This is a genomic window from Ralstonia flaminis (genome assembly GCF_958415495.1).
Classification (GTDB): Bacteria; Pseudomonadota; Gammaproteobacteria; order Burkholderiales; family Burkholderiaceae; genus Ralstonia; species Ralstonia flaminis.
Map to the genome: position 1 here is coordinate 211,839 of NZ_CATZLL010000007.1, position 20,688 is coordinate 232,526.

Annotated in this window: 19 protein-coding genes; 18 read left to right on the forward strand and 1 reads right to left on the reverse strand. The window is 63.2% G+C overall.

The features are described from left to right. Nucleotides 1-147 precede the first annotated feature (147 nt). A complete protein-coding gene (locus R2N11_RS13295) occupies nucleotides 148-606 on the reverse strand; it encodes a FlxA-like family protein (protein ID WP_199032113.1) in 459 nt (152 codons plus the stop codon). A 292-nt stretch (nucleotides 607-898) separates the two neighbouring features. On the opposite strand from R2N11_RS13295, the gene R2N11_RS13300 reads away from it, so the two are divergent. From R2N11_RS13300 to cheD, 18 genes are all read left to right on the forward strand, one after another. Continuing rightward, complete coding sequence (locus R2N11_RS13300; RefSeq protein WP_316681370.1) at nucleotides 899-1,720, forward strand: ABC transporter ATP-binding protein; 822 nt, start codon at nucleotides 899-901, stop codon at nucleotides 1,718-1,720. Further along, nucleotides 1,704-2,534: an ABC transporter permease gene (locus tag R2N11_RS13305; protein ID WP_430715442.1), complete on the forward strand. Its 831-nt coding sequence runs from the start codon at nucleotides 1,704-1,706 to the stop codon at nucleotides 2,532-2,534. Before R2N11_RS13300 ends, R2N11_RS13305 begins: the two co-directional genes overlap by 17 nt. A gap of 26 nt (nucleotides 2,535-2,560) precedes the next feature. Further along, complete coding sequence (locus tag R2N11_RS13310; protein WP_316681371.1) at nucleotides 2,561-3,574, forward strand: ABC transporter substrate-binding protein; 1,014 nt, start codon at nucleotides 2,561-2,563, stop codon at nucleotides 3,572-3,574. Between the two features lie 20 nt (nucleotides 3,575-3,594). Next, entirely contained in the window at nucleotides 3,595-4,401 is an 807-nt protein-coding gene (locus R2N11_RS13315) for an IclR family transcriptional regulator (RefSeq protein WP_199032111.1), read from the forward strand. 81 nt (nucleotides 4,402-4,482) lie between these two features. After that, the gene (locus R2N11_RS13320; protein WP_316681372.1) at nucleotides 4,483-5,670 is read left to right on the forward strand and encodes a CaiB/BaiF CoA transferase family protein; all 1,188 of its coding nucleotides are present in this window, start codon (nucleotides 4,483-4,485) and stop codon (nucleotides 5,668-5,670) included. A gap of 2 nt (nucleotides 5,671-5,672) precedes the next feature. Then, entirely contained in the window at nucleotides 5,673-6,533 is an 861-nt protein-coding gene (locus R2N11_RS13325; RefSeq protein WP_199032109.1) for a citryl-CoA lyase, read from the forward strand. After that, nucleotides 6,530-7,426: an SMP-30/gluconolactonase/LRE family protein gene (locus R2N11_RS13330; RefSeq protein WP_316681373.1), complete on the forward strand. Its 897-nt coding sequence runs from the start codon at nucleotides 6,530-6,532 to the stop codon at nucleotides 7,424-7,426. The genes R2N11_RS13325 and R2N11_RS13330 overlap by 4 nt, the downstream gene beginning before the upstream one ends. Before the next feature lie 839 nt (nucleotides 7,427-8,265). Then, nucleotides 8,266-8,583 carry a flagellar transcriptional regulator FlhD gene (gene flhD, locus R2N11_RS13335; protein ID WP_004627783.1) on the forward strand — a complete coding sequence of 106 codons (318 nt, stop codon included), beginning with the start codon at nucleotides 8,266-8,268 and terminating at the stop codon, nucleotides 8,581-8,583. A gap of 74 nt (nucleotides 8,584-8,657) precedes the next feature. Beyond that, the gene (gene flhC, locus R2N11_RS13340) at nucleotides 8,658-9,218 is read left to right on the forward strand and encodes a flagellar transcriptional regulator FlhC (RefSeq protein ID WP_199033164.1); all 561 of its coding nucleotides are present in this window, start codon (nucleotides 8,658-8,660) and stop codon (nucleotides 9,216-9,218) included. A gap of 504 nt (nucleotides 9,219-9,722) precedes the next feature. After that, the gene (gene motA, locus R2N11_RS13345; protein WP_124380605.1) at nucleotides 9,723-10,583 is read left to right on the forward strand and encodes a flagellar motor stator protein MotA; all 861 of its coding nucleotides are present in this window, start codon (nucleotides 9,723-9,725) and stop codon (nucleotides 10,581-10,583) included. A 77-nt stretch (nucleotides 10,584-10,660) separates the two neighbouring features. Next, nucleotides 10,661-11,620, forward strand: a complete 960-nt coding sequence (motB, locus tag R2N11_RS13350; protein ID WP_316681375.1) for a flagellar motor protein MotB — start codon at nucleotides 10,661-10,663, stop codon at nucleotides 11,618-11,620. Between the two features lie 24 nt (nucleotides 11,621-11,644). After that, a complete protein-coding gene (locus tag R2N11_RS13355) occupies nucleotides 11,645-12,067 on the forward strand; it encodes a response regulator (RefSeq protein WP_199033052.1) in 423 nt (140 codons plus the stop codon). A 16-nt stretch (nucleotides 12,068-12,083) separates the two neighbouring features. Next, nucleotides 12,084-14,273 (forward strand): chemotaxis protein CheA, encoded by a 2,190-nt coding sequence (gene cheA, locus R2N11_RS13360; RefSeq protein ID WP_316681376.1) that lies wholly within the window; start codon nucleotides 12,084-12,086, stop codon nucleotides 14,271-14,273. An 80-nt stretch (nucleotides 14,274-14,353) separates the two neighbouring features. Then, the gene (locus R2N11_RS13365) at nucleotides 14,354-14,845 is read left to right on the forward strand and encodes a chemotaxis protein CheW (RefSeq protein WP_199033050.1); all 492 of its coding nucleotides are present in this window, start codon (nucleotides 14,354-14,356) and stop codon (nucleotides 14,843-14,845) included. A gap of 121 nt (nucleotides 14,846-14,966) precedes the next feature. Continuing rightward, nucleotides 14,967-16,817 (forward strand): methyl-accepting chemotaxis protein, encoded by a 1,851-nt coding sequence (locus tag R2N11_RS13370; protein WP_316681377.1) that lies wholly within the window; start codon nucleotides 14,967-14,969, stop codon nucleotides 16,815-16,817. A 225-nt stretch (nucleotides 16,818-17,042) separates the two neighbouring features. Continuing rightward, complete coding sequence (locus tag R2N11_RS13375; protein ID WP_316681378.1) at nucleotides 17,043-18,971, forward strand: methyl-accepting chemotaxis protein; 1,929 nt, start codon at nucleotides 17,043-17,045, stop codon at nucleotides 18,969-18,971. A 117-nt stretch (nucleotides 18,972-19,088) separates the two neighbouring features. Beyond that, entirely contained in the window at nucleotides 19,089-19,979 is an 891-nt protein-coding gene (locus tag R2N11_RS13380) for a CheR family methyltransferase (RefSeq protein WP_199032021.1), read from the forward strand. 89 nt (nucleotides 19,980-20,068) lie between these two features. Then, nucleotides 20,069-20,686 carry a chemoreceptor glutamine deamidase CheD gene (gene cheD / locus R2N11_RS13385; protein ID WP_039598565.1) on the forward strand — a complete coding sequence of 206 codons (618 nt, stop codon included), beginning with the start codon at nucleotides 20,069-20,071 and terminating at the stop codon, nucleotides 20,684-20,686. The last annotated feature ends 2 nt before the right edge of the window (nucleotides 20,687-20,688 follow it).

Here is a 20,688-nt window from a genome sequence, read left to right on the forward strand (position 1 = left end):
CGATACCGCACCTATCGCGGCAGCGCGGCGATTGTCGCTGTTGCCGATGCACGCCGGCCTCCCCTCATTGGGAGGGTGTGGCGGATGCGCGATGTGGAGATCGGCGGGTGCGCCATCAAAACAGGGCCGCCGCCGAAATGCCGTCGGTCAGACCTTGACCGATACCAGGGGCGGTTCCGCCGGTTCGATGGCTTCAGCGCTGGCTGGGTGGCTTGCCTGGGCGGCTTTCTGCGCTTGCAGCCGGGCATCGGTCAATGACGACGAACCGGTGACCTTGTCTGTCGTCCGTGCCTTGGCCGCGACCTCGGTCTTGCTGGAACTCGATTCGCTGTGACGGTTCTCGAGTTGGGTTTCGGCCTGCTCCAGACCCTTCTGGGCCTGCAGGCGCGCGATCTGCGCCTGCACGATCTGGATCTGCTGACTGAGGAGTTGGGCCTGCTCTTTGGCTTGGTCGGGGGGCAGCCCTTGGTTGGGCAAATCCGCCATCGACTTCTGCAGGTTCTTGAGCTGGCGCTGCAGGCGTTCGATTTCTGTGGCCGGACTGCTTCCGCCGCCCGTGGCGCCGGTGCCCGCAGTGCTGGAAACGGAGGGGGAAGAGAGTTGCATTGCCATCTCGCTGGTCAGTACGCCCTTGAACGGGAGGTGGACGGAAAACTTTAGGGTTGGCTGGCAAATATTTCCCGTCGCCTGGATAGTTCATAAATTCCATTAGACAGAACTATGTTCTTTCATAAGGAACATAATTGAGGGAATTCCGTGCGGCTATGTGAGGAGTCACAGTGAGCGGCATCCGTTTTGCGGGTTTACGCGGCTTACCTAGGCTTTGGTTGCTATATAAAATAGAACTATATTCTATTAAACAGAACGCGCGATGATCGACGCGCTCAAGGAGACGCCCATGCTTTCCTCTTCCCAGGCCGCCAGCGGTCGGCTGCACGCTGGCTTGCCTGCCGTTCAGCTCAATCAGGTGTCGGTGCGGTTTGGTAGCTTCACGGCCGTGCAGGGCGTCGATCTGTCGATCGGTGAAGGCGAGTTCGTGGCGGTGGTGGGCCCGACCGGCTGCGGCAAGAGCACGCTGCTCAATGCTGTGACGGGGCTGCTTAAGCCGGCCGGCGGCACCGTCAACGTGTTTGGCGAGCCGCTGACCGGGCTCAATGGCAATGCCGGTTTCATGATGCAGCAGGACTCGCTGCTGCCCTGGAAGACGGCGCTGGACAACGTCGCGCTGGGCCTGGTGTTCCAGGGCATGCCGGTGGATGAGGCACGCGAACGCGCTCGCCCGTGGATGAAGAAGGTGGGCTTGGCAGGCTTCGAGTCGCGCTATCCGCACCAGCTCTCTGGCGGCCAGAAGAAGCGCATCAGCATGGCGCAGACGCTGATCCTCTCGCCCAAGATCGTGCTGATGGACGAGCCGTTCTCCGCGCTGGATGTGCACACGCGCCACCTCATGCAGAGCGAGCTGCTGCGCCTGTGGCAGGAAGACCGCAAGTCGCTGCTGTTCATTACGCATGACCTGGAAGAGGCCATCGCCCTGGCCGATCGCGTGGTGGTGATGTCTGCCGGCCCCGCCAGCCGCCCGGTCGGCGATGTGGAAATCACGCTGCCGCGCCCGCGCAACGTGTCTGAAATCAACATGTCCGACGCGTTCATCCGCCTGTATCGCGAGATCTGGTCGATCCTCGGCACCGAAGTGGAGAAGAGCCATGCCGTCCAGCACTAACGCCGTGCCAACCATGGGCACGCCGCGCCCCGGCCTTGCGCACAAGACCAAGATCCGCCTGTTCCAGCTGGCCGTGGTGGTGGTGCTGTTCGGCTCGTGGGAGGGCTTCGGCCGCGCGGGCGTGATTGATCCGTTCTACTTCTCGATGCCGTCGTCCATCGTCGCGCGCGTCTGGGAGTGGTTCACGGGCGGCGATATCTACACGCATCTGGCCATCACGCTGGCTGAGACGATTCTCTCGTTCGGCATCGGCACGCTGATGGGGATCAGCCTGGGGCTGTGGCTCGGGCTGTCCAAGCTGGCCGCCGAGGTGCTGGACCCGTTCATCAAGATCGTCAATGCCATCCCGCGTATCCTGCTCGCGCCCATCTTCGTGATGTGGTTCGGGCTGGGGCTGACCTCCAAGGTGGCGCTTGGCGCGACGATGGTGCTGTTCATCACCTTCTTCAATACGTACCAGGGTGTGCGCGAGGTGAACCCCGTGATCCTCGCCAATGCGCGTCTGCTCAAGGCCAGCCGCCTCAGCCTGCTGCGCCACGTGTATGTGCCGTCCGCCACGAGCTGGATTCTCTCCAGCCTGCGCGCCTCCGTCGGCATGGCGGTGATGGGCGCGATCGTGGCCGAGTACCTGGGTTCGTCCGCCGGCCTGGGTCATCTGATTGCGCAGGCCGAAGGCGTGTTCGATGCCACTGGTGTGTTCTCGGGGATCGTCGTGCTGTCGGCTTTCGTGATTGCGCTGGACCGCAGTGTCGATGCGCTCGAAGGCAAGTTGCTGGTGTGGCGCCCGAAGGCGGACCCGGAAGCCGGTGCCTGACCCGATACAACATCACGGAGACAACCATGAAACGATGGATTTCGACCCTGCTGTGTGCCGTCGCCATTGGCGCAATGACGACCGCCAGCGCAGCCGAGCCGGAAAAGAAAGACGTGAGCCTGTCGGTCGGCTCGATGATCCTGAACTACATGCCGGTGCCGCTCACCCAGTCGCTGGGCAACTTCCAGAAGGAGGGCCTGAACGTCAAGGTGGAGAACTTCCAGGCCGGCGGCAGCAAGGCGCTGCAGGCGCTGATTGCCGGCTCGACCGATGCGGTGGTGGGCTTCTATGACCACACCATCCACATCCAGGCGCAGGGCAAGGACATCGTGTCGGTGGCGCTGCTCAACATCACGCCGGGCATCGTGCTGGCGGTGCGGCCCGATCTCGACATCAAGAGCGGCAAGGATCTGAAGGGCAAGAAGATCGGCATCACCGCACCGGGTTCGTCCACCGACTTGTTTGCGCGCTACTACGCCATCAAGAACGGCCTGCAGGTGAGCGACGTGTCGTACATCGCCGTGGGGTCGGGCGCGCCGGGCATGGTGGCGCTCGATCGCAAGGAGATCGACGCGCTGGTCAACTTCGACCCGGTGGCGAGCCTGCTGGAGAAGCGTCGCGCGGCCAAGTTCCTGGTCGATACGCGCACCGATGCGGGCTCGAACGCCGTGTTCGGTGGCCGCTACCCGACCGCCACGCTGTACGTCACGCGCGACTTCATGACCAAGAACCCAGAAACCGTGCAGCGCTTGGTGAATGCCTTCATCCGCACCCTCAGGTGGATCGACGCCAGCACGCCCGAGGCCATTGCCGACAAGATGCCCAAGGAGCAGCAGGTGGGCGGCCGCGACGTGTTTGTGGATGCGCTGCGCCACTCCAAGCCGATCTTCTCCAAGGACGGTCTGATGACCGATACGGATGCCAAGGTGGCCCTGACGGTGCTCTCCAGCTACGACGAAAAGATCCGCAATGCCAAGATCGATCTGAGTAAAACGTACACTAACCGCTTCGTCGACCAAGCCTTGAAGACGGTCAAGTGAGCCGCCTTCCCCCAATCGTCATGACTGCAGAACGCCAAATCGCCTCAACAGCCCAGCGCGAGACCACGTTGCCCGTTGCCAATGAGGGCGACGCTGCCGCGCCGGGGCAGTCGGGTGTGGCTGCGCTGGACCGTGCGTTCTCGATCCTGTTCGCGTTCCGCCAGGGCGATTACGCGCTCACGCTGGCCGAGCTGGCCGCGCGCACTGGGCTCTACAAGAGCACGATCCTGCGGCTGGCGGGCTCGCTCATCCAGCACCGCATGCTGTTCCGTCTGGAAGACGGCCGCTACCAGATCGGCGCCGCACCGCTGATGCTGGGCGCGCTCTACCAGCGCAGCATGCGCCTGAGCGACGTGGTGCTGCCGCACATGCGTGCGCTGGCAGAGGCGACGGGTGAGGCGGTGTCGCTCTACATCCGCGAACGCGACGTGCGTGTGTGCCTGCACCGCGTGGATTCGAACCACTCGATCCGTGATCACGTGCGCGAAGGCGATGTGCTGCCACTGGAGCGCGGCTCGGGCGGGCGCGTGCTGTGCGCGTTCTCGGGCATGCAGGGCGCCACGTACGACGCGATCCGGCGCGACTACTACTACGTGTCGATTGGCGAGCGCGATCGGGAAACGGTCGGCATTTCCGTGCCGGTGTTCGGTGCGCAGCAGGCGCTGCGCGGGGCGCTGTGCCTCGCCGGCCCGGCTTCGCGCATCGACGGCACGTTGCTGCAATCGTGGCGCGGCCCGGTGCTGGAACACGCCGCGCAAATCACTTCCACGCTGGGTGGCGACCCCGCGCCGTTGCGCCTCGCCGCTCAGCTCATTCAAAAAACCTAGGTTCCGCCAATACGCCCAACATCTCCTGAATGGGTGAGAGGGGCGAGGGGCGGAGCCGCTGCAGTTGTAGGAGTTGTTTTCATGGCTTTGCCTCTCGCAGGTTTGCGCGTGCTCGACTTGTCGAACGTGCTGGCCGGGCCGTTCTGCGGCTATCAGTTGGGCTTGCTCGGTGCGGAAGTCATCAAGGTCGAGGTGCCCGGCAATGGCGATCTCGCCCGCCGCTTGGGTGCCGACCCGGAACAGGCGCGCCGCAAAATGGGCGCCTCGTTCGTCGCCGTCAATGCGGGCAAGCAGTCCGTCACCGTCAACCTGAAGCACCCGGAAGGGCGGGCGATTCTGCTCAAGCTGGTGGCGCAGGCGGATGCGCTGATCGAGAACTACCGCCCCGGCGTGATGGACCGCCTGGAGCTTGGCTACGACGTGCTGCGTGAAGTCAACCCGCGCTTGGTCTACTGCGCCATCTCCGGCTTCGGCAAGGATGGCCCGCTGAGCGGAAGGCCCGCGTATGACCAGATCATCCAGGGCATCTCCGGCGTGATGAGCGTCACGGGCGACGACGAATCGGCACCACTGCGTGTTGGCTATCCGATCAGCGATACGGTGGGCGGCATCACGGCGGCGCTGGCCGTCACGGCCTGCCTGCTCGGCGCGCAACGCACGGGTGCGGGCTGCATGGTGGATGTGTCGATGCTGGAGTCGACGCTGGCCACCATGGGCTGGGTGGTGTCGAACTACCTGAACGCCGGCGTGAGCCCGCGCCCGATGGGCAACCAGAACTTCACCGCTGCGCCGTCCGGCACGTTCCGCACGGGCGATGGGCTCATCAACATTGCCGCTAACGAAGACAAGCAGTTTGCCGCGCTGTGCCGCGTGATTGGCCAGCCCGGCCTGGTCACGGACTCGCGCTTTGCCGAGCGCCACGCACGCAAGGAACATCGTCAGGCGCTCAACGATGCGTTGGAAGCGGCGCTGGCCGAGCGCCCCGCCGCCGAATGGGAACCGCTGCTGATCGACGCCGGTGTTCCCGCCGGGTTGGTGCTCGACGTGCCTGGCGTGCTCGCGCATGAACAGGTGACGGGCAGGGGCTTCGTCACCTCATTCCCGGAAGCCGGGCAGCACGTCACGCGTGCGGGTTTTCGCCTATCGGGCGAAGACCCATGCCCGCAGACACCCGCACCGGCACTCTCTGCACACACCGACGATTGGCTCGCCAAGCTCGGTTACCGCCCCGACCAAATCGAAGTGCTGCGCGCTGAAGGCGCCATCTGACCATGACAACAACGCCTCCTCTTGATGCTGCCGCCCTCGCTGCCGATTACTGGCGCACCGACATCATCGACATTGAACCCGGCCGCATCCACGTGCGCGGCTACCCGATCCAGGAGCTGATCGGCCACATCGGCTTTGCCGAGATGATCTGGCTGATGCTGCGCGGCGAGCTGCCGAGCAAGCGCCAGGCGGCGTTGCTGGAAGCCGCGCTGGTGGCCTCGGTTGACCACGGCCCGCACGCCCCCTCCATTGCGATTGCCAAGATGGCGACGAGCTGCGGCCTGCCGCTCAACGGTGCAATGGCCTCAGCGCTCAATGCGTTGGATGACGTGCATGGCGGGGCGGGGCAGCAGGCGGTGGAGTTGTTCCACGACATCGAAGCGCGCATGTTTGATGGTGCGTCGCTGGAGGCGGCAACGGCGGCAGGCGTCGATGCCTTCATCGCCGCGCATGGCAAGTACCTGCCGGGCTTTGGGCATCGCTTTCATCCGGTTGACCCGCGCGCAGGGCGCTTGCTGGCACTGGTGGACGCGGCTGCGCAGGATGCAGCGGTAGGCGGTCGCTACGCCGCCATCGGCCGCGCCATCGAGGCGCTGCTCTCCGCGCGCAAGGGCAAGCCGATCCCGATGAACATCGATGGCGCCACCGCCGTCATCTACGCGGAGCTGGGGTTTGCGGCGCCATTGGCGCGCGGCGTGTTCTGCTTGTCGCGCGCAGTCGGCATCCTCGCGCACGCGTGGGAGCAGAGCGGCCGCGGCGAGCGCAACAAAGGCCCGATGCCGCGTCAGTTGCCGTACCGCTATACCGGTGCTGCCACACGTCATCTGCCCGAATCCGGCGCTGACGCGGTACCCGCGCCATGACGTACTTCAATTGGCCGACAGTCGAGACCACGGTCTATGCCGAAATGCCTGCCGCGCTGCGCCGCCCTGTGCCGACCGAATGGTCGCGCGCAAACAAGGGCGGGGCGCCGGTCGATTGCTTTCTGGAAGGCCCGTGCTGGGATGCGCACGGCAACCTCTGGCTGGTCGACATTCCGCATGGCCGCATCCTGCGGGTCTCGCCGCAGGGCGATTGGACTGTGGTGGCCGAATACGATGGTGAACCGAACGGCCTGGCGATGCGCCATGACGGCACGCTGCTGATTGCTGATTATAAGAATGGAGTGCTGTCACTCGATCCGGCTACGGGCGTGGTCAGCCCCTTCCTGACGCGCCGCAACAGCGAGCGCTTCAAAGGCCCGAACGACCTGATCGTCGCCCGCAACGGCGATGTCTATTTCACCGATCAAGGCCAGACCGGCCTGCACGACCCGACCGGCCGCGTGTACCGCCTGCGCACCGATGGCCAGCTCGATTGCCTGCTCTCCAACGGACCGAGCCCGAATGGGCTGGTACTCACGCCGGACGAATCTGCGCTGTTCGTTGCCATGACACGCGACAACGCTGTCTGGCGCCTGCCGCTGCTGGCCGACGGCAGTACCAGCAAGGTTGGCCGCTTTGCGCAGTTTTATGGCACCAGCGGCCCCGACGGCATGGCGATGGACACTGCTGGCAACGTGTTCGTCGCCCATGCCTCGCTGGGCGCAGTCTTCGCGCTCTCCCCGCATGGCGAGCCGCTGGTGCGCATCGCGTCGTGCCGGGGGCGCACCACCACCAATGTCGCGCTGGCACCCGACGGGCAGTCACTCGTCATCACTGAATCCGCCACGGGCACCGTATTGCTGGCCCGTTGGACCGCGCTGCAACACTCCTGAACACGGTTGTACGCGCGGGGCTGTCCTACGACAGCGCCCACGCGCAATCGCGGGAATTCCGATGGTTCCCTCACGGGCGGTCGACCATGCTGCACTTTCCTGTGCGGCCGTGTAGGACAAGTGCTGTTGCCTTCCTTCCCGACCCTGACAAGCCTGTCGAGGCGGTCAATTTTGTATCTCTTTATAAGACACGTATTGAATAGAGATACATTTTGGTAGGAGGTGTCCTACAAAATCGCCATTCGACTGTAGGAGTGCTCCTACAAAACCAGTCAAAAAGCAGTCGGAACTGTCCTACACGACCTGTAGGACGGGGTAAGAAGTGTCCTACAAACCGTTAACCCGGCATCCGATGCTCACAGTGGCAGAAGTGCGACGCCTTCTTTGTCGAATCTGGTCTTCTTTAGGCAATAATATTGCTTTTTTCAGGCAAAGATTAGGGTAAAACCGTGTCAAACGACCGCTTTAGCGCACGGTCTACCCAGGCTCGTTGTGTCGGCAAGGGCCGTGTTTACAACATTTATTAACAGTTTTGTAGGAAATTGGCCTACAAGAAAATGGCTTACCTCACCCCTCCAAGGTGGGGGTCTCCCCTTCTTTACTTACCCCGGTCGCCAAACCACAATGTGTTCAACAGAAAACAACTTCGCCATGTCTTTGCGACGTGAGTAAGAAGGAGGCGGGAAGTGCCGGTGACGGTACCGACTGCCAGGAACATCCGATCTGTGGGGATTGGTGACCGCCCGGCGAGGGTAGGCGTGAAACACAACAGCGCCACCGGGCAGCACCATGCGGGATCGGATGCAGGTTGTACTTTTACTGCACACGACGGGACATACATGGACACGCAAGACATTGTTTCCGAGATCAGCGAGCTGAATCTCACCTATTTGATGCTTGCCCAGCAGATGCTGGCCAAGGATCGTGATGCCGCACTTTTCCGCCTCGGCATCTCTGAAGAATTGGCAGACATCCTGTTGACGATGTCGCCCGCGCAGATCGTCAAGCTGGCCAGCACGAACATGATGCTGTGCCGCTTCCGCTTCGACGATCACGCCATCCTGGGTCTGGTGACCCAGCCGCACCGTGACAAGGGCCTGCAGCAATCGCAAATGTCGATCCTGCTGGCGCGTCAGGCGGTTGAACAGATCAGCTAAGCCTTTTGCGGCGGATTTTCCGTCGGGTTTAGCGTGATTCGGATGGGTAGCAGAAGCAAAGCGGGAGCAGTGCCATGCGTCATACCAGCGTCATGAATGAAGTTGAGCAGATCCACCTTGCAGCGGAATTGATTTCGCTTGGTGCGCGTCTGCAGTTGCTGGAACAGGAAACCACGCTCAGCCGTGAGCGTCTGGTCAAGCTGTACAAGGAAATTCGCGGGGAATCGCCGCCCAAGGGCATGCTGCCCTTCTCGGCAGACTGGTTCCTGACGTGGTCGCCGAACATCCACTCGTCGATCTTCCTGAACATTTACCGTTTTCTGGGTGAGAACAGCCGCAGCACGGGTGTGCGCCGCCTGATCTCGGCCTACAAGCTGTACCAGGAACACATTCACGTTCACGAGCAGGAAGAAGTGCTTTCCATCACCCGTGCGTGGATGATGCTGAAGTTCTTCGAGGGGAAGATGCTGCACACCGTGAAGTGCACGCGCTGCACGGGCCACTTTGTGGCCCACGCAGAAGACCTGCACCATGGTTTTGTGTGCGGCGTATGCCAGCCGCCTTCACGCGCAGGCAAGAAAAAGCGCGTGGCTGGCCAGGTAGATGCGGTCGCAGACAAGACGATCGACGCCTGAGCAGTACGAAACGGGAACGCGGGACACGGGACGCACGGGAATGCCTGCTGGGGAATGACGGGAAATACGGGAACACAACAACAATAGCCGGCCAGTTCGGCACATAACAAGACAGTACAGAGCACAGAACACAGAGCAGGAACAGCACAGGGGCTCAGACAGGACAGAAGGGGAAGGGGGTAGGCCGGTCGCCGCGCAAGCAGCTGACCGGCATTTTTTTTGCCGCCGCGCGTGAAGGAAGGGACGGAAAGCAATTTCCGTCCCTTTTTTCTTTCATTCGGCTTGATTTGCCTCGTTTTTCGGGTCTTTCCGGAGCGGCATGACGCTCAAGCCGCCCGTTTTGATGCCGTTCTTGGTGAAGAGGGGCGCGGCACAACGATTTTCAGTTGTCCTCAAGCGCCCGTCCTTGCAGCAAAACCCGGCGCCAAGCCTTCAGTAAACCGGGGCGATGCCGTTATTCCCCCTTGTATTGATCGCAGGATCGCCAATTCAGGAGTTCGCCCAGTGTTAGTCGCCATCGGTTACATCGTGATTCTCGCCTCGGTGTTCGGCGGCTACATGCTGGCCGGGGGGCACCTCGGGCCCCTGTTCCAGCCGACTGAGCTGCTGATCATCTTCGGTGCCGGCATTGGCGCCTTTGTGGTCGGCAACGACAAGAAGGCCATCAACGCCACGGTCAAGGCCATTCCGGGCTTGTTCAAGGGCTCGAAGTACACCAAGGCGCTCTATATGGAAGTGATGGCGCTGCTGTATGTGGTGCTGTCCAAGATCCGTCGTGAGGGGATGATGTCGATCGAAGCCGACATCGAAGCCCCGCACGAGAGCACGCTGTTTGCCAACTACCCCGCCATTCAGGCTGACCACCACGCGCTGGATTTCATCTGCGACTACCTGCGCCTGATGGTGGGCGGCAACCTGAATCCATTCCAGATCGAAGCGCTGATGGATCAGGAAATCGACACCCACCACCACGAAGCCGAACAACCGGCCCGCATCATCACCAAGGTGGGCGACGCCATGCCGGCCTTCGGCATCGTGGCCGCGGTGATGGGCGTGGTGCACACCATGGGCTCGGTCGGCCTGCCGCCGGCGGAGCTGGGCAAGCTGATCGCCTCGGCGCTGGTCGGCACCTTCCTCGGCATCTTGCTGGCGTACGGCTTCATCGGGCCGCTGGGCTCACTGCTGGAGCAGCGCGCCGAAGAATCGACCAAGTTATTCCAGTGCATCAAGGTGACGCTGCTGGCCAGCATGAACGGTTACGCCCCGGCGATTGCCGTGGAGTTCGGCCGCAAGGTGCTGTTCTCGACCGAGCGCCCCTCGTTTGCCGAGCTGGAAGACCACGTGCGCGGCGCCAAGACGGCCTAGCGATGAACCACGATTTCAAGAGCGCGGCCAATGAGCCGTGCCATTAACGACGCAGTACTGACCGACGGGAACGGACCATGAGCAAGTCCAGCACACCGACCTTCATTGTCATCCGGCGCAACAAGAAGGCCGCACACGGCCACCATGGTGGTGCGTGGAAGATCGCCTACGCCGACTTCGTGACTGCGATGATGGCGTTCTTCCTGCTGATGTGGCTGCTCAGCTCGGTCACCAAGGCCGAGCTGTCGTCGGTGGAAACGTATTTCCGCACGCCGCTGAAGGTGGCGCTGTTTGGCGGCGCCGGTTCGGGCGATCAGTCCAGCATCCTGAACGGCAGCCCGGCGATCAAGCAGAACATGCCGCAGCCGAATCCGAGCCCAAGTCCGACGGTGCAGCGCCAGCGCAACATTCGCGACGAGTCCGACGATGCCGCGCTGAACAAGCTCAAGCAGAAGATTGCCGAGATGGTCGAGACCAACCCGGTGATGAGCCAGTTCAAGCACCAGTTGTTGATCGACATGACCAGCGAAGGACTGCGCATCCAGATCGTCGACCAGCAGAACCGCCCGATGTTTGCCAACGCCAGCGCCGAGGTGCAGCCGTACATGCGCACCATCCTGCGTGAGCTGGGTTCGGCACTCAACGATGTGCCCAACCCGATCAGCCTGTCGGGCCACACCGACGCCACGCAATACGCCACCCAGAACGGCTACAGCAACTGGGAACTGTCGGCCGACCGCGCCAATGCGTCGCGCCGCGAGCTGATTGCGGGCGGCATGAAGCCCGAGAAAGTGAGTCGCGTGGTGGGCCTGGAAGCATCGGTGCCGTTGGACAAGACCAACGCATTCAACCCGATCAACCGTCGTATCAGCATCGTCGTGCTCAACGCACGGGCCGCTGAAGCCGTCCGTTCGGGCGGGATCGAGCCGGTGGCCGACTTGCGCAACGACGGTAAAGACACGCTGCCCGATGCAGCAGCACGTGCAACAGGAGCGGCCGCGGTTGGTGCAGATGCGGCTGCTCCGGCCAAGCCATAAGCGCCCAGGGGGAGAAAGTAGCCAATGAGCGAGAAACACATTCTGGTGGTGGACGACTCAACCTCGATCCGCCGCATGATCGCCGCGTGCCTGCGCGAGTGCGGCTTTGCCGTGACGGAAGCCGCAGACGGCGCTGCCGCGCTGGAGGTCGTGCGCAAGCAGACCGATGGCCCTCACCACCTTGTGATTACCGATCAGGTGATGCCTGCAATGGACGGCCTCACCCTGATCCGCGCGCTGCGATCGCTGCCGGCCTATGCCGGCACACCGATCCTGATGCTGACCACCGAGGCAGACGGCACGATCCGCGAGCAGGCGCGTGCCGCTGGTGCAACGGGCTTCCTGCCCAAGCCGTTCGACCCCGATGGCCTGACGGATTCCGTCATGCAGTTGTTTGAATGGCATGCGCAGACCCACGGGTCAGCATCCACGCATTCCACGCATTAACGTCAGAGACCACAACATGAACCTCGACCTTAGCCAGTTTTTCGGCGCCTTCTTCGAAGAAGCGGAAGAGCTGCTCGTCGACATGGAGCGGCTGCTGCTCAATCTCGATGTCGCCAACCCTTCTTCTGATGATCTGAACGCCATCTTCCGCTGCGCGCACTCCATCAAGGGCGGTGCCGCAACTTTCGGTTTTACCCACATGACGGAACTCACGCATGTGGCGGAATCGATTTTGGACCGCGCCCGCACCGGTACCCTGCAGTTGCGCGAGAACATGGTGGATGCCTTCCTGGAAACGAAAGACGTGTTGAAAAGCCAACTTGATGCCTACCGGCAAGAGCACCCCATCGATACGGCCACGCTCGAATACATGGTGGCCAAGCTCAACAGCCTGGCTGCCGAGGATGGCGCCACAGCAGCACAGCCAGCGCCGGTAGCGCCTGTCGCTGCATCGGCTCCGGCGGCTGTCGAACCCGTTGCGGTGGCACCCGCTGTGGCGGAGGCACCGGCCGCTGCACCGGCAGTGGCCATCGACGGTGGCCTGGACATCAAGCTGATCGACGTCTCCAACGAAGACTGCGAGCTGATCGTCACCGAACTCAAGCACCTGGGCACCCTGGTGAGCCACGTGCGCACCGGCCGCAACAGCGACATCGTGCTGCAGAGCACCTGCACTGCCGACGACATCATCGCGGTGAGTTGCTTCATCATCGATGCCGACCAGATCGTCATCACGCCGCACGTGGGTGGTGGTGCTCCGGCAGCGGTGGCCGCTGCGGCGCCGGTGGTGGAAGCACAGGTTGCCGCCCCGACGCCTGCCGCCGCGCAAACCGAAGTGCATGCTCCGGCTGCCAATGAAATCGCTCCGGCCGCTCCGGCCGCCGCCGTGCCAATGCCGTCGCGTCCCGCTGCCGCAGAAAAGCCGGCAGTGGCTGCCGAAACGTCGATTCGCGTGGGTGTGGAAAAGGTCGACCAGCTCATCAACCTGGTGGGCGAGCTCGTCATCACGCAGGCCATGCTGGCGCAGACCGCGTCTTCGTTCGACCCGGTGTTGAACGAACGTCTGTTTGCCGGCCTGTCGCAGCTCACGCGCAACGCACGCGATCTGCAGGAAGCTGCCATGTCCATCCGCATGATGCCGATGGACTACGTGTTCAACCGCTTCCCGCGTCTGGTGCGCGACCTGGCGCACAAGCTGGGCAAGCAGGTCGAACTGTCGACGTTCGGCAAATCGACCGAACTGGACAAGGGCCTGATCGAACGCATCATCGATCCGCTCACGCACCTGGTGCGCAACAGCCTGGATCACGGCATCGAACTGCCCGAGGCCCGCGTGGCTGCCGGCAAGGATGCCACCGGCCAATTGCTGCTCTCTGCTGCCCACCAGGGCGGCAACATCGTCATCGAGGTAAGTGACGACGGCCAGGGCCTGAATCGCGACAAGATTCTGAAGAAGGCCCGCGAGCGCGGCCTGCCCGTGTCGGACAACATGACCGACGACGAGATCAACCAGCTCATCTTCGCGCCGGGCTTCTCCACCGCCGACCAGGTGACGGACGTGTCCGGCCGCGGCGTGGGCATGGACGTGGTCAAGCAGAACATCCAGTCGATGGGCGGCTACGTCGAGATCCAGTCGCAGAAGGGCAAGGGCACGACCATCCGCATCGTGCTGCCGCTCACGCTGGCCATTCTGGACGGCATGTCGGTCAAGACCGGCGAAGAAGTGTTCATTCTGCCGCTGTCGTGCGTGGCCGAATCGCTGCAGCCGCGTCCGGAAGACATCAAGGCGGTGCCCGGCGGCGGACGCCTGCTCAAGGTGCGCAACGAATACCTGACGCTGGTGCCGATGTACGAGCGCTTCCGCATTACGCCGTCGCTGCCCGATCCGTCGGAAGGCATCGTCGTCATCCTGGATTCGGAAGGCAAGAAGATCGCCCTGCAGATTGATGAGCTGGTCGGCCAGCAACAAGTGGTGGTCAAGAACCTGGAGACCAACTACCGCCGGGTGCCTGGCATTTCGGGGGCAACCATTCTGGGCGATGGCAGCGTGGCGCTGATCGTTGATGTGTCGGCGCTCATGCGCGAGGCCCGAGAAGGGCGGTCGGGCCATTCAGAAAACGCCATGCGTGCCGTTACTGGCGAGAAGCAAGAGATGGCGCAGGCACCGGGTGGTCGGTTCTCGACCGAGGCGATGGCCGCCGCATAAGCGCCACGCCGTGCTGTGTGGGATCAGTCGCCAGACAACGAATTCAATCTAGTGGCCCGACGGGGCCGAGGGGAGCCGCAATGGAAGTCAAGGAACATGCGATCGGTGAGGAAACCGGCGGGGAGGAGTACCTGGCCTTCACCCTGGGTCGCGAAGAGTACGGCATCGATATCCTGAAAGTGCAGGAGATCCGTGGCTACGAGACCGTCACGCGCATTGCCAATGCACCCGACTTCATCAAGGGGGTGATCAACCTGCGCGGCATCATCGTGCCGATCGTTGATCTGCGTATCAAGTTCCAGCTCGACCGCGTGGAGTACAACCAGTACACCGTGGTCATCATCCTGAACCTGAGGGACCGCGTGGTCGGCATCGTGGTGGATGGCGTGTCGGACGTGCTGACGCTGCAAAGCCAGCAGATCAAGCCGGCGCCTGAGTTCTCGGGCGCGCTGGATACGGAATACATCCGTGGCCTGGGCTCGATCGACGAACGCATGCTGATCCTGGTGGACATCGAGCGCCTGCTGATGTCGGCCGACATGGCGCTGTGCGACGAGGCCGAAGCCGCTTAAGCACAGCGGATCAGTTTGGCCGGGGTGCGCAAGTGCGCCCGGCAGGCGACAAGACACCTTGCGGCGGGCGCTCAAATGCCCGCCGTATCACAGGTGCGGCGCTGAAAGGGGAGGGAAATCCATGTTCAGCAGAATGACCATCCGGCTCCGGTTGGGGCTGATGATGGCGGGCATTGGTGTGCTTGCCGTCATCGTGGGTGTGACGGGCCTTGTCGGCATGCGTCACGCCAATACACGCTTGCAGGACACGTACGCCGTGCAACTGGCGGGTGCTGTGGCATTGGCCGACTCCGATTCCAACCTGCTGAGCTTTCGCATCGTGCTGGATCGCGCAGCCATGGCGCCTGGTGCGCCCGGCATGGACAAGACGATCGAGCGCGCCAGGATGTTTCTCGGCCAATCCGATGCGGCCTGGAAGCGCTACCGCGCGCTGCCGACTTCATCGGAGGCGCGCAAGCTGGCCGACGAAGCCGATGGGTTGCGCAACACCTTCGTGCGCGATGGCGCCGAGGTGCTGATGCGCGCTATTCAGGCCGATGACCAGACGACCATCACCAAGACGGTGATGGATGTGATGCCGGCCCTGTATCGCCCACTGGGCGACAAGGTGGTGGCGCTCAACCGCATGCAGCTGGCGGCTGCCAAGTCTGGCTATGAAGACGGCCAGCGTGAGCACGCCAGTCTGAGCGCGCTGACGACCGGTCTGTTGCTGGGCGGCATCGTGGTGGGCGGGTTGCTGACGTGGGCGTTGCGCCGCTCGATCACGCTGCCGCTGACGCGTGCCATCGAACAGGCGGAACACATCACGCAGGGCGATCTCACACACAGCATCCAGGTGAACCGTGCGGATGAAACCGGCCGCCTGCTGATGGCCCTGCAGCGTATGCAGGAGAGTCTGCAGAAGATGGTGGCGCAGGTGCGCTCGGGTTCTGATTCGATTGCCAGCGCCACCCAGCAGATCAGCGCGGGCAATGTGGACCTGTCACAGCGCACCGAGCAGCAAGCCTCGTCGCTGGAGCAGACCGCGTCGAGCATGGAGCAGCTCACGAGCATCGTGAAGCAAAACGCCGACAACGCCCGGCAGGCCAGCACACTGGCCGGCAACGCGTCGGACATCGCTGTGAAAGGCGGCGAGGTGGTGGGCCGGGTGGTGGACACCATGGCGGGCATCAACGAAAGCAGCAAGAAGATCGCCGACATCATCGGCGTGATTGAAGGGATTGCCTTCCAGACCAACATCCTCGCGCTGAATGCGGCTGTGGAAGCGGCCCGTGCGGGTGAGCAGGGCCGCGGCTTTGCGGTGGTGGCGGGCGAGGTGCGCAGCCTGGCGCAGCGCTCGGCCACGGCAGCCAAGGAGATCAAGGAACTCATCAGCGATTCGGTGGGCCGCGTTGAAAACGGCACCACGCTGGTGGCGGAAGCTGGCAGCGTGATCGACGAAGTGGTGGTGGCCGTCAAGCGCGTGACCGACATCATGGGCGAGATCAGTTCGGCATCAGACGAACAGAGTGCGGGCATCGAGCAGGTCAACCAGGCCGTCAATCGCATGGATGAGGGTACGCAACAGAACGCTGCGCTGGTGGAGCAGGCGGCTGCGGCGGCCATGTCGCTGCAGGAACAGGCCGACGGACTGCGTCAGGCGGTGGCCGTGTTCCGCACGCATGCCAGCACGCCAATCGAACCGGCTCGGCCGGTTGCGAGCGTGCCGCGCGTGGCTAAGCCGGCTGTGGTGAAACCGGCGGCGCGCCGTGCGGCAACCAAGGTTGCGCCGGCCCGTAAAACGCCTGCCCTTGTGCAGCAGACCAACGAACAACCCAAACCGGCCGTTGTGGAAGCGGCCGTGAGCGAACAACAACGCGTGCGCCCCGCAGCGGCCAGATCGACAACGTCGGCGGCTGTTCAAGCGCCCAAGTTGGAAACGCCCAAGCTCGTTGCCGCAGGCGGCGACGATAGCGACTGGGAAACCTTTTAACCATGTATGCACGGGATCTTCGCTGCTCGCGAAAGCTCTCTCGTGTGTGTTTGTGGTGTGCAGCCTGCCCTTCGGGGCAGGTTTTTTTTTGCCTGGGCAAGTCGTGCCGGCTGACGTTGGGGCGATCCCCCTCTGAAGTGGCATGACCCCGAGGCGGTTCTAAAGAGCCGTCCCCCAAGGGCCGATAGCGGTTACAGGGGCATATAAAAAAGAGAGGTAGACAACATGGGTTGGATCAAGCGTTTGCCGGTGTCCACGGTGCTGACCGGCGGATTCCTGATCGTGGCCGCCATGGGCGCGGCCATCGGCGGGTTGGGTATTTACACGATCACGCAGTTGACGCGCGCCAGCGATGAACTGGCGCAGAAGCAGATGCGCGCCATCACTCAGATGGGCAGCGCGGCCAACAGCCTTGCTCACGCCAGTCGTGCGCAGACGGCACTGTTGATTGCGACCACGCTCAATGAGCGCAAGGCGTTGAGCGGTGAGATCAACGCGAGCATGCAGCGCCTGAAAGACGGCGTGGAGAACGTGCGTCCGCAGTTCGTATCGGACGAAGGCAAGAAGATGATCCGCGAGGTGGATGCCATCTACCCCGTCTGGAGCAAGCGCATGACGGACTTCGTCGCGCTGATGGACAGGCAGGGCCTGGACCCGACCCAGTTCGACAGCCGCGTCACGGCAGAGAACGTAGGCCTGCTGGACGACACCGCAGCCTTTGAGAAGACGCTCGACAAGATGGTCAAGCGCATGGAGGACGTCTCTGCGGCGTCTACCGCCCGCGCCCGTGAAGATGCGCAACGCTCGCGCCTGTTGATGATCGTGATGGCGGGTGTGGGCGCCGTGCTGGGCATTGTGCTGGGCATCGTCATCGCACGCCGGCTGTCGCGCCAGCTGGGCGGTGAGCCGTCATACGCCGCCGACGTTGCCCGCCGCATTGCCGCAGGGGATCTGGCTGTGCAGGTGCAAACTCGCCCCGGCGATCGGGACAGCATGCTCTTCGCCATGTCGCAGATGCAGCAGCAGCTGACTGGCACCATCAGCAACATCAAGAGCTCGGCGGATTCAATTGCCAGTGCCACCAAGCAGATCGCAGCAGGCAATGCCGATCTTTCCCAACGCACCGAAGAGCAGGCCAGCTCGCTGGAGGAAACCGCCTCCAGCATGGAAGAGCTGACCAGCATCGTGAAGCAGAACGCCGACAACGCCCGTCAGGCCAGCGCACTGGCCGGCAGCGCATCGGACATTGCCGTCAAGGGCGGCCAGGTGGTGGGCCGCGTGATCGAAACGATGTCGGGCATCAACGCCAGCAGCAAGAAGATTGCGGACATCATCGGCGTGATCGAGGGCATCGCCTTCCAGACCAACATCCTGGCGCTGAACGCCGCCGTGGAAGCCGCCCGTGCAGGTGAGCAGGGGCGCGGCTTCGCCGTGGTGGCGGGGGAGGTGCGCAGCCTCGCGCAGCGCTCGGCCACGGCAGCCAAGGAAATCAAGGAGCTGATCGGCGATTCCGTCGGCCGCGTACGCAACGGCTCCGCCCTGGTGACGGAGGCGGGCGGGGTGATCGAAGAGGTGGTGGTGGCCGTCAAGCGCGTGACGGACATCATGGGCGAGATTTCTGCGGCATCGGATGAGCAAAGCTCCGGCATCGAGCAGGTCAACCAGGCCGTCAATCAGATGGACGAAGTGACCCAACAGAATGCTGCGCTGGTCGAGCAGGCGGCTGCCGCTGCGCTGTCGCTGGAAGAGCAGGCGCAACTGCTGCGCACCGCAGTATCGGCGTTCCGTACGGACGAGTCTGCTGAACTGGCGGCACCCGTGGTGCCACATCTGCCGGCCGAGCCCGCCAAGCCTGCAGTGCGCAGTGAGGTTCACCCGGGGGGCAAGACGCAGGTTGTGCGTTCCGTGGCCCGCGCGATTGCTTCTCGCAAATCGGGGCAAGCGGCCAAGACGGCGCCGGCTGCGGTGGCTGCTGACGCTTCGGCCCCAGCCGAAGCACCCGCCGTTGCGCTGGATCAAGGCGGAAAAGCGCCCCAGGAAGCACATTCTTCGGTTGCACCCGTGGTGGCAGCCGCAGTTTCGGTGGCCGTTGCAGCACCAGCCCTCAAGCTGTCCGCTGCTTCTGCCGATGATGATGAATGGAGCACCTTCTGACGCCAGCACCTCGCCAGCATTACCAGCAACATCTGCGGCGTGGCACCAGAAGCCCGGTGCCCGCCAATCGACTGAAAGCGGGCGCCAAGACTCGCGCAATTACGGGGTAGTTATTCAATGGCACAAACGGCACAAACCTTGGCGCCAGTTTCGCCGACGCTCGCGTCGCGTGAGTTTTCGTTTACCGCGGCAGATTTCGCCCGCATTCGCGACCTGATCTATCGCCGCGTCGGCATTTCGCTGTCCGATCGCAAGAGCGAGATGGTCTACAGCCGCTTGGCTCGCCGCCTGCGCGTGGTCAACCTCGGCTCGTTCCGCGAGTACCTGGATGCGCTGGAACACGGCCATCTGCCTGATGAGTGGGAAGCCTTTACCAACGCGCTCACCACCAACCTGACCGCATTCTTCCGCGAGCAGCATCACTTTCCGCTCCTGGCCGAGCACGCCAAGGCCAAGCGCACGCCGTTTACCGTGTGGTGCTCGGCCTCGTCGACCGGCGAGGAGCCGTACTCGATCGCCATTACCCTGGCCGAGACGTTTGGCACGATGTCGCCGGGCCAGGTGAGCGTGGTCGCGTCCGATGTGGATACCAATGCACTGGCGCGTGCCCGCGCCGGCATCTATCCGATGGAGCGCGTCGCGGCGCTGTCCTCCGATCGCCTGAAAAAGTATTTCCTGCGCGGCACCGGCAAGCAGGAGGGCTACGCACGTGTGCGCCCCGAGCTGCAGGCCATGATCGACTTCCGCCAGATCAACCTGCTCGACCGTGATTGGCCGTTACAGCAGAAGTTTGACGTGATCTTCTGCCGCAACGTGATGATCTATTTCGATAAGCCCACGCAGGCCAAGATCCTCGAGCACTTCATTGACGTGATGAAGCCCGACGGCCTGCTGTTTGCCGGCCATTCGGAGAGCTTCCTGCAGGTGACCCGCGCGTGGTCGCTGCGCGGCAAGACCGTGTACGAAATCGCGCCTGAACTGCGCGCGAAGATGACGGGGGCGAAATGATCGAACTCGGCAAGAAAGCAAACGCACACGCAACCTTGCGCACCGCCGCCGACACCGTGCGCAGCGACAGCGGCATGACCGTCGGTGCCATGGCCACGCTCGCGCAATCGGCTGCCAGCACGCACGCCTACTACGACACCACCTTCAGCCGCCGTGCCATGAAGGTGCTGCCCGGCGAGTACTACGTCACCACTGAAGACCTGATGCTGGTAACGGTGCTCGGCTCGTGCGTCTCGGCCTGCGTGCGCGACAAGATTCTCGGTATTGGCGGGATGAACCACTTCATGCTGCCCTCGCGCAACGAGGGGGAATCGATCCTGTCGCCCTCCATGCGCTATGGCACGCACGCCATGGAAGTGCTGCTCAACCAGCTCTACAAGGCCGGTGCCCGGCGCGAGCACCTGGAGATCAAGGTGTTTGGCGGCGCCGCCGTCCTGGCCGGCATGAGCACGCTGGACGTGGGCGAGCGCAACGGCAAGTTCGTGCTCGAATTCCTGCGCAACGAAGGGCTGGCGGTGGCCGCCAAGGACCTCTTCGACGTGCATCCGCGCAAGGTGTACTTCGTGCCGTCCACCGGCCAGATCATGGTGCGCAAGCTGCGCTCGCAAAGCTCCGCCGCCGAGCTGGACAGCGAAGCCCAATACGCCAGCAAGCTGTCGAAGTCCATTGCGACGAAGCCCACTTCGCGCCTGCAACTGTTTACGTAATT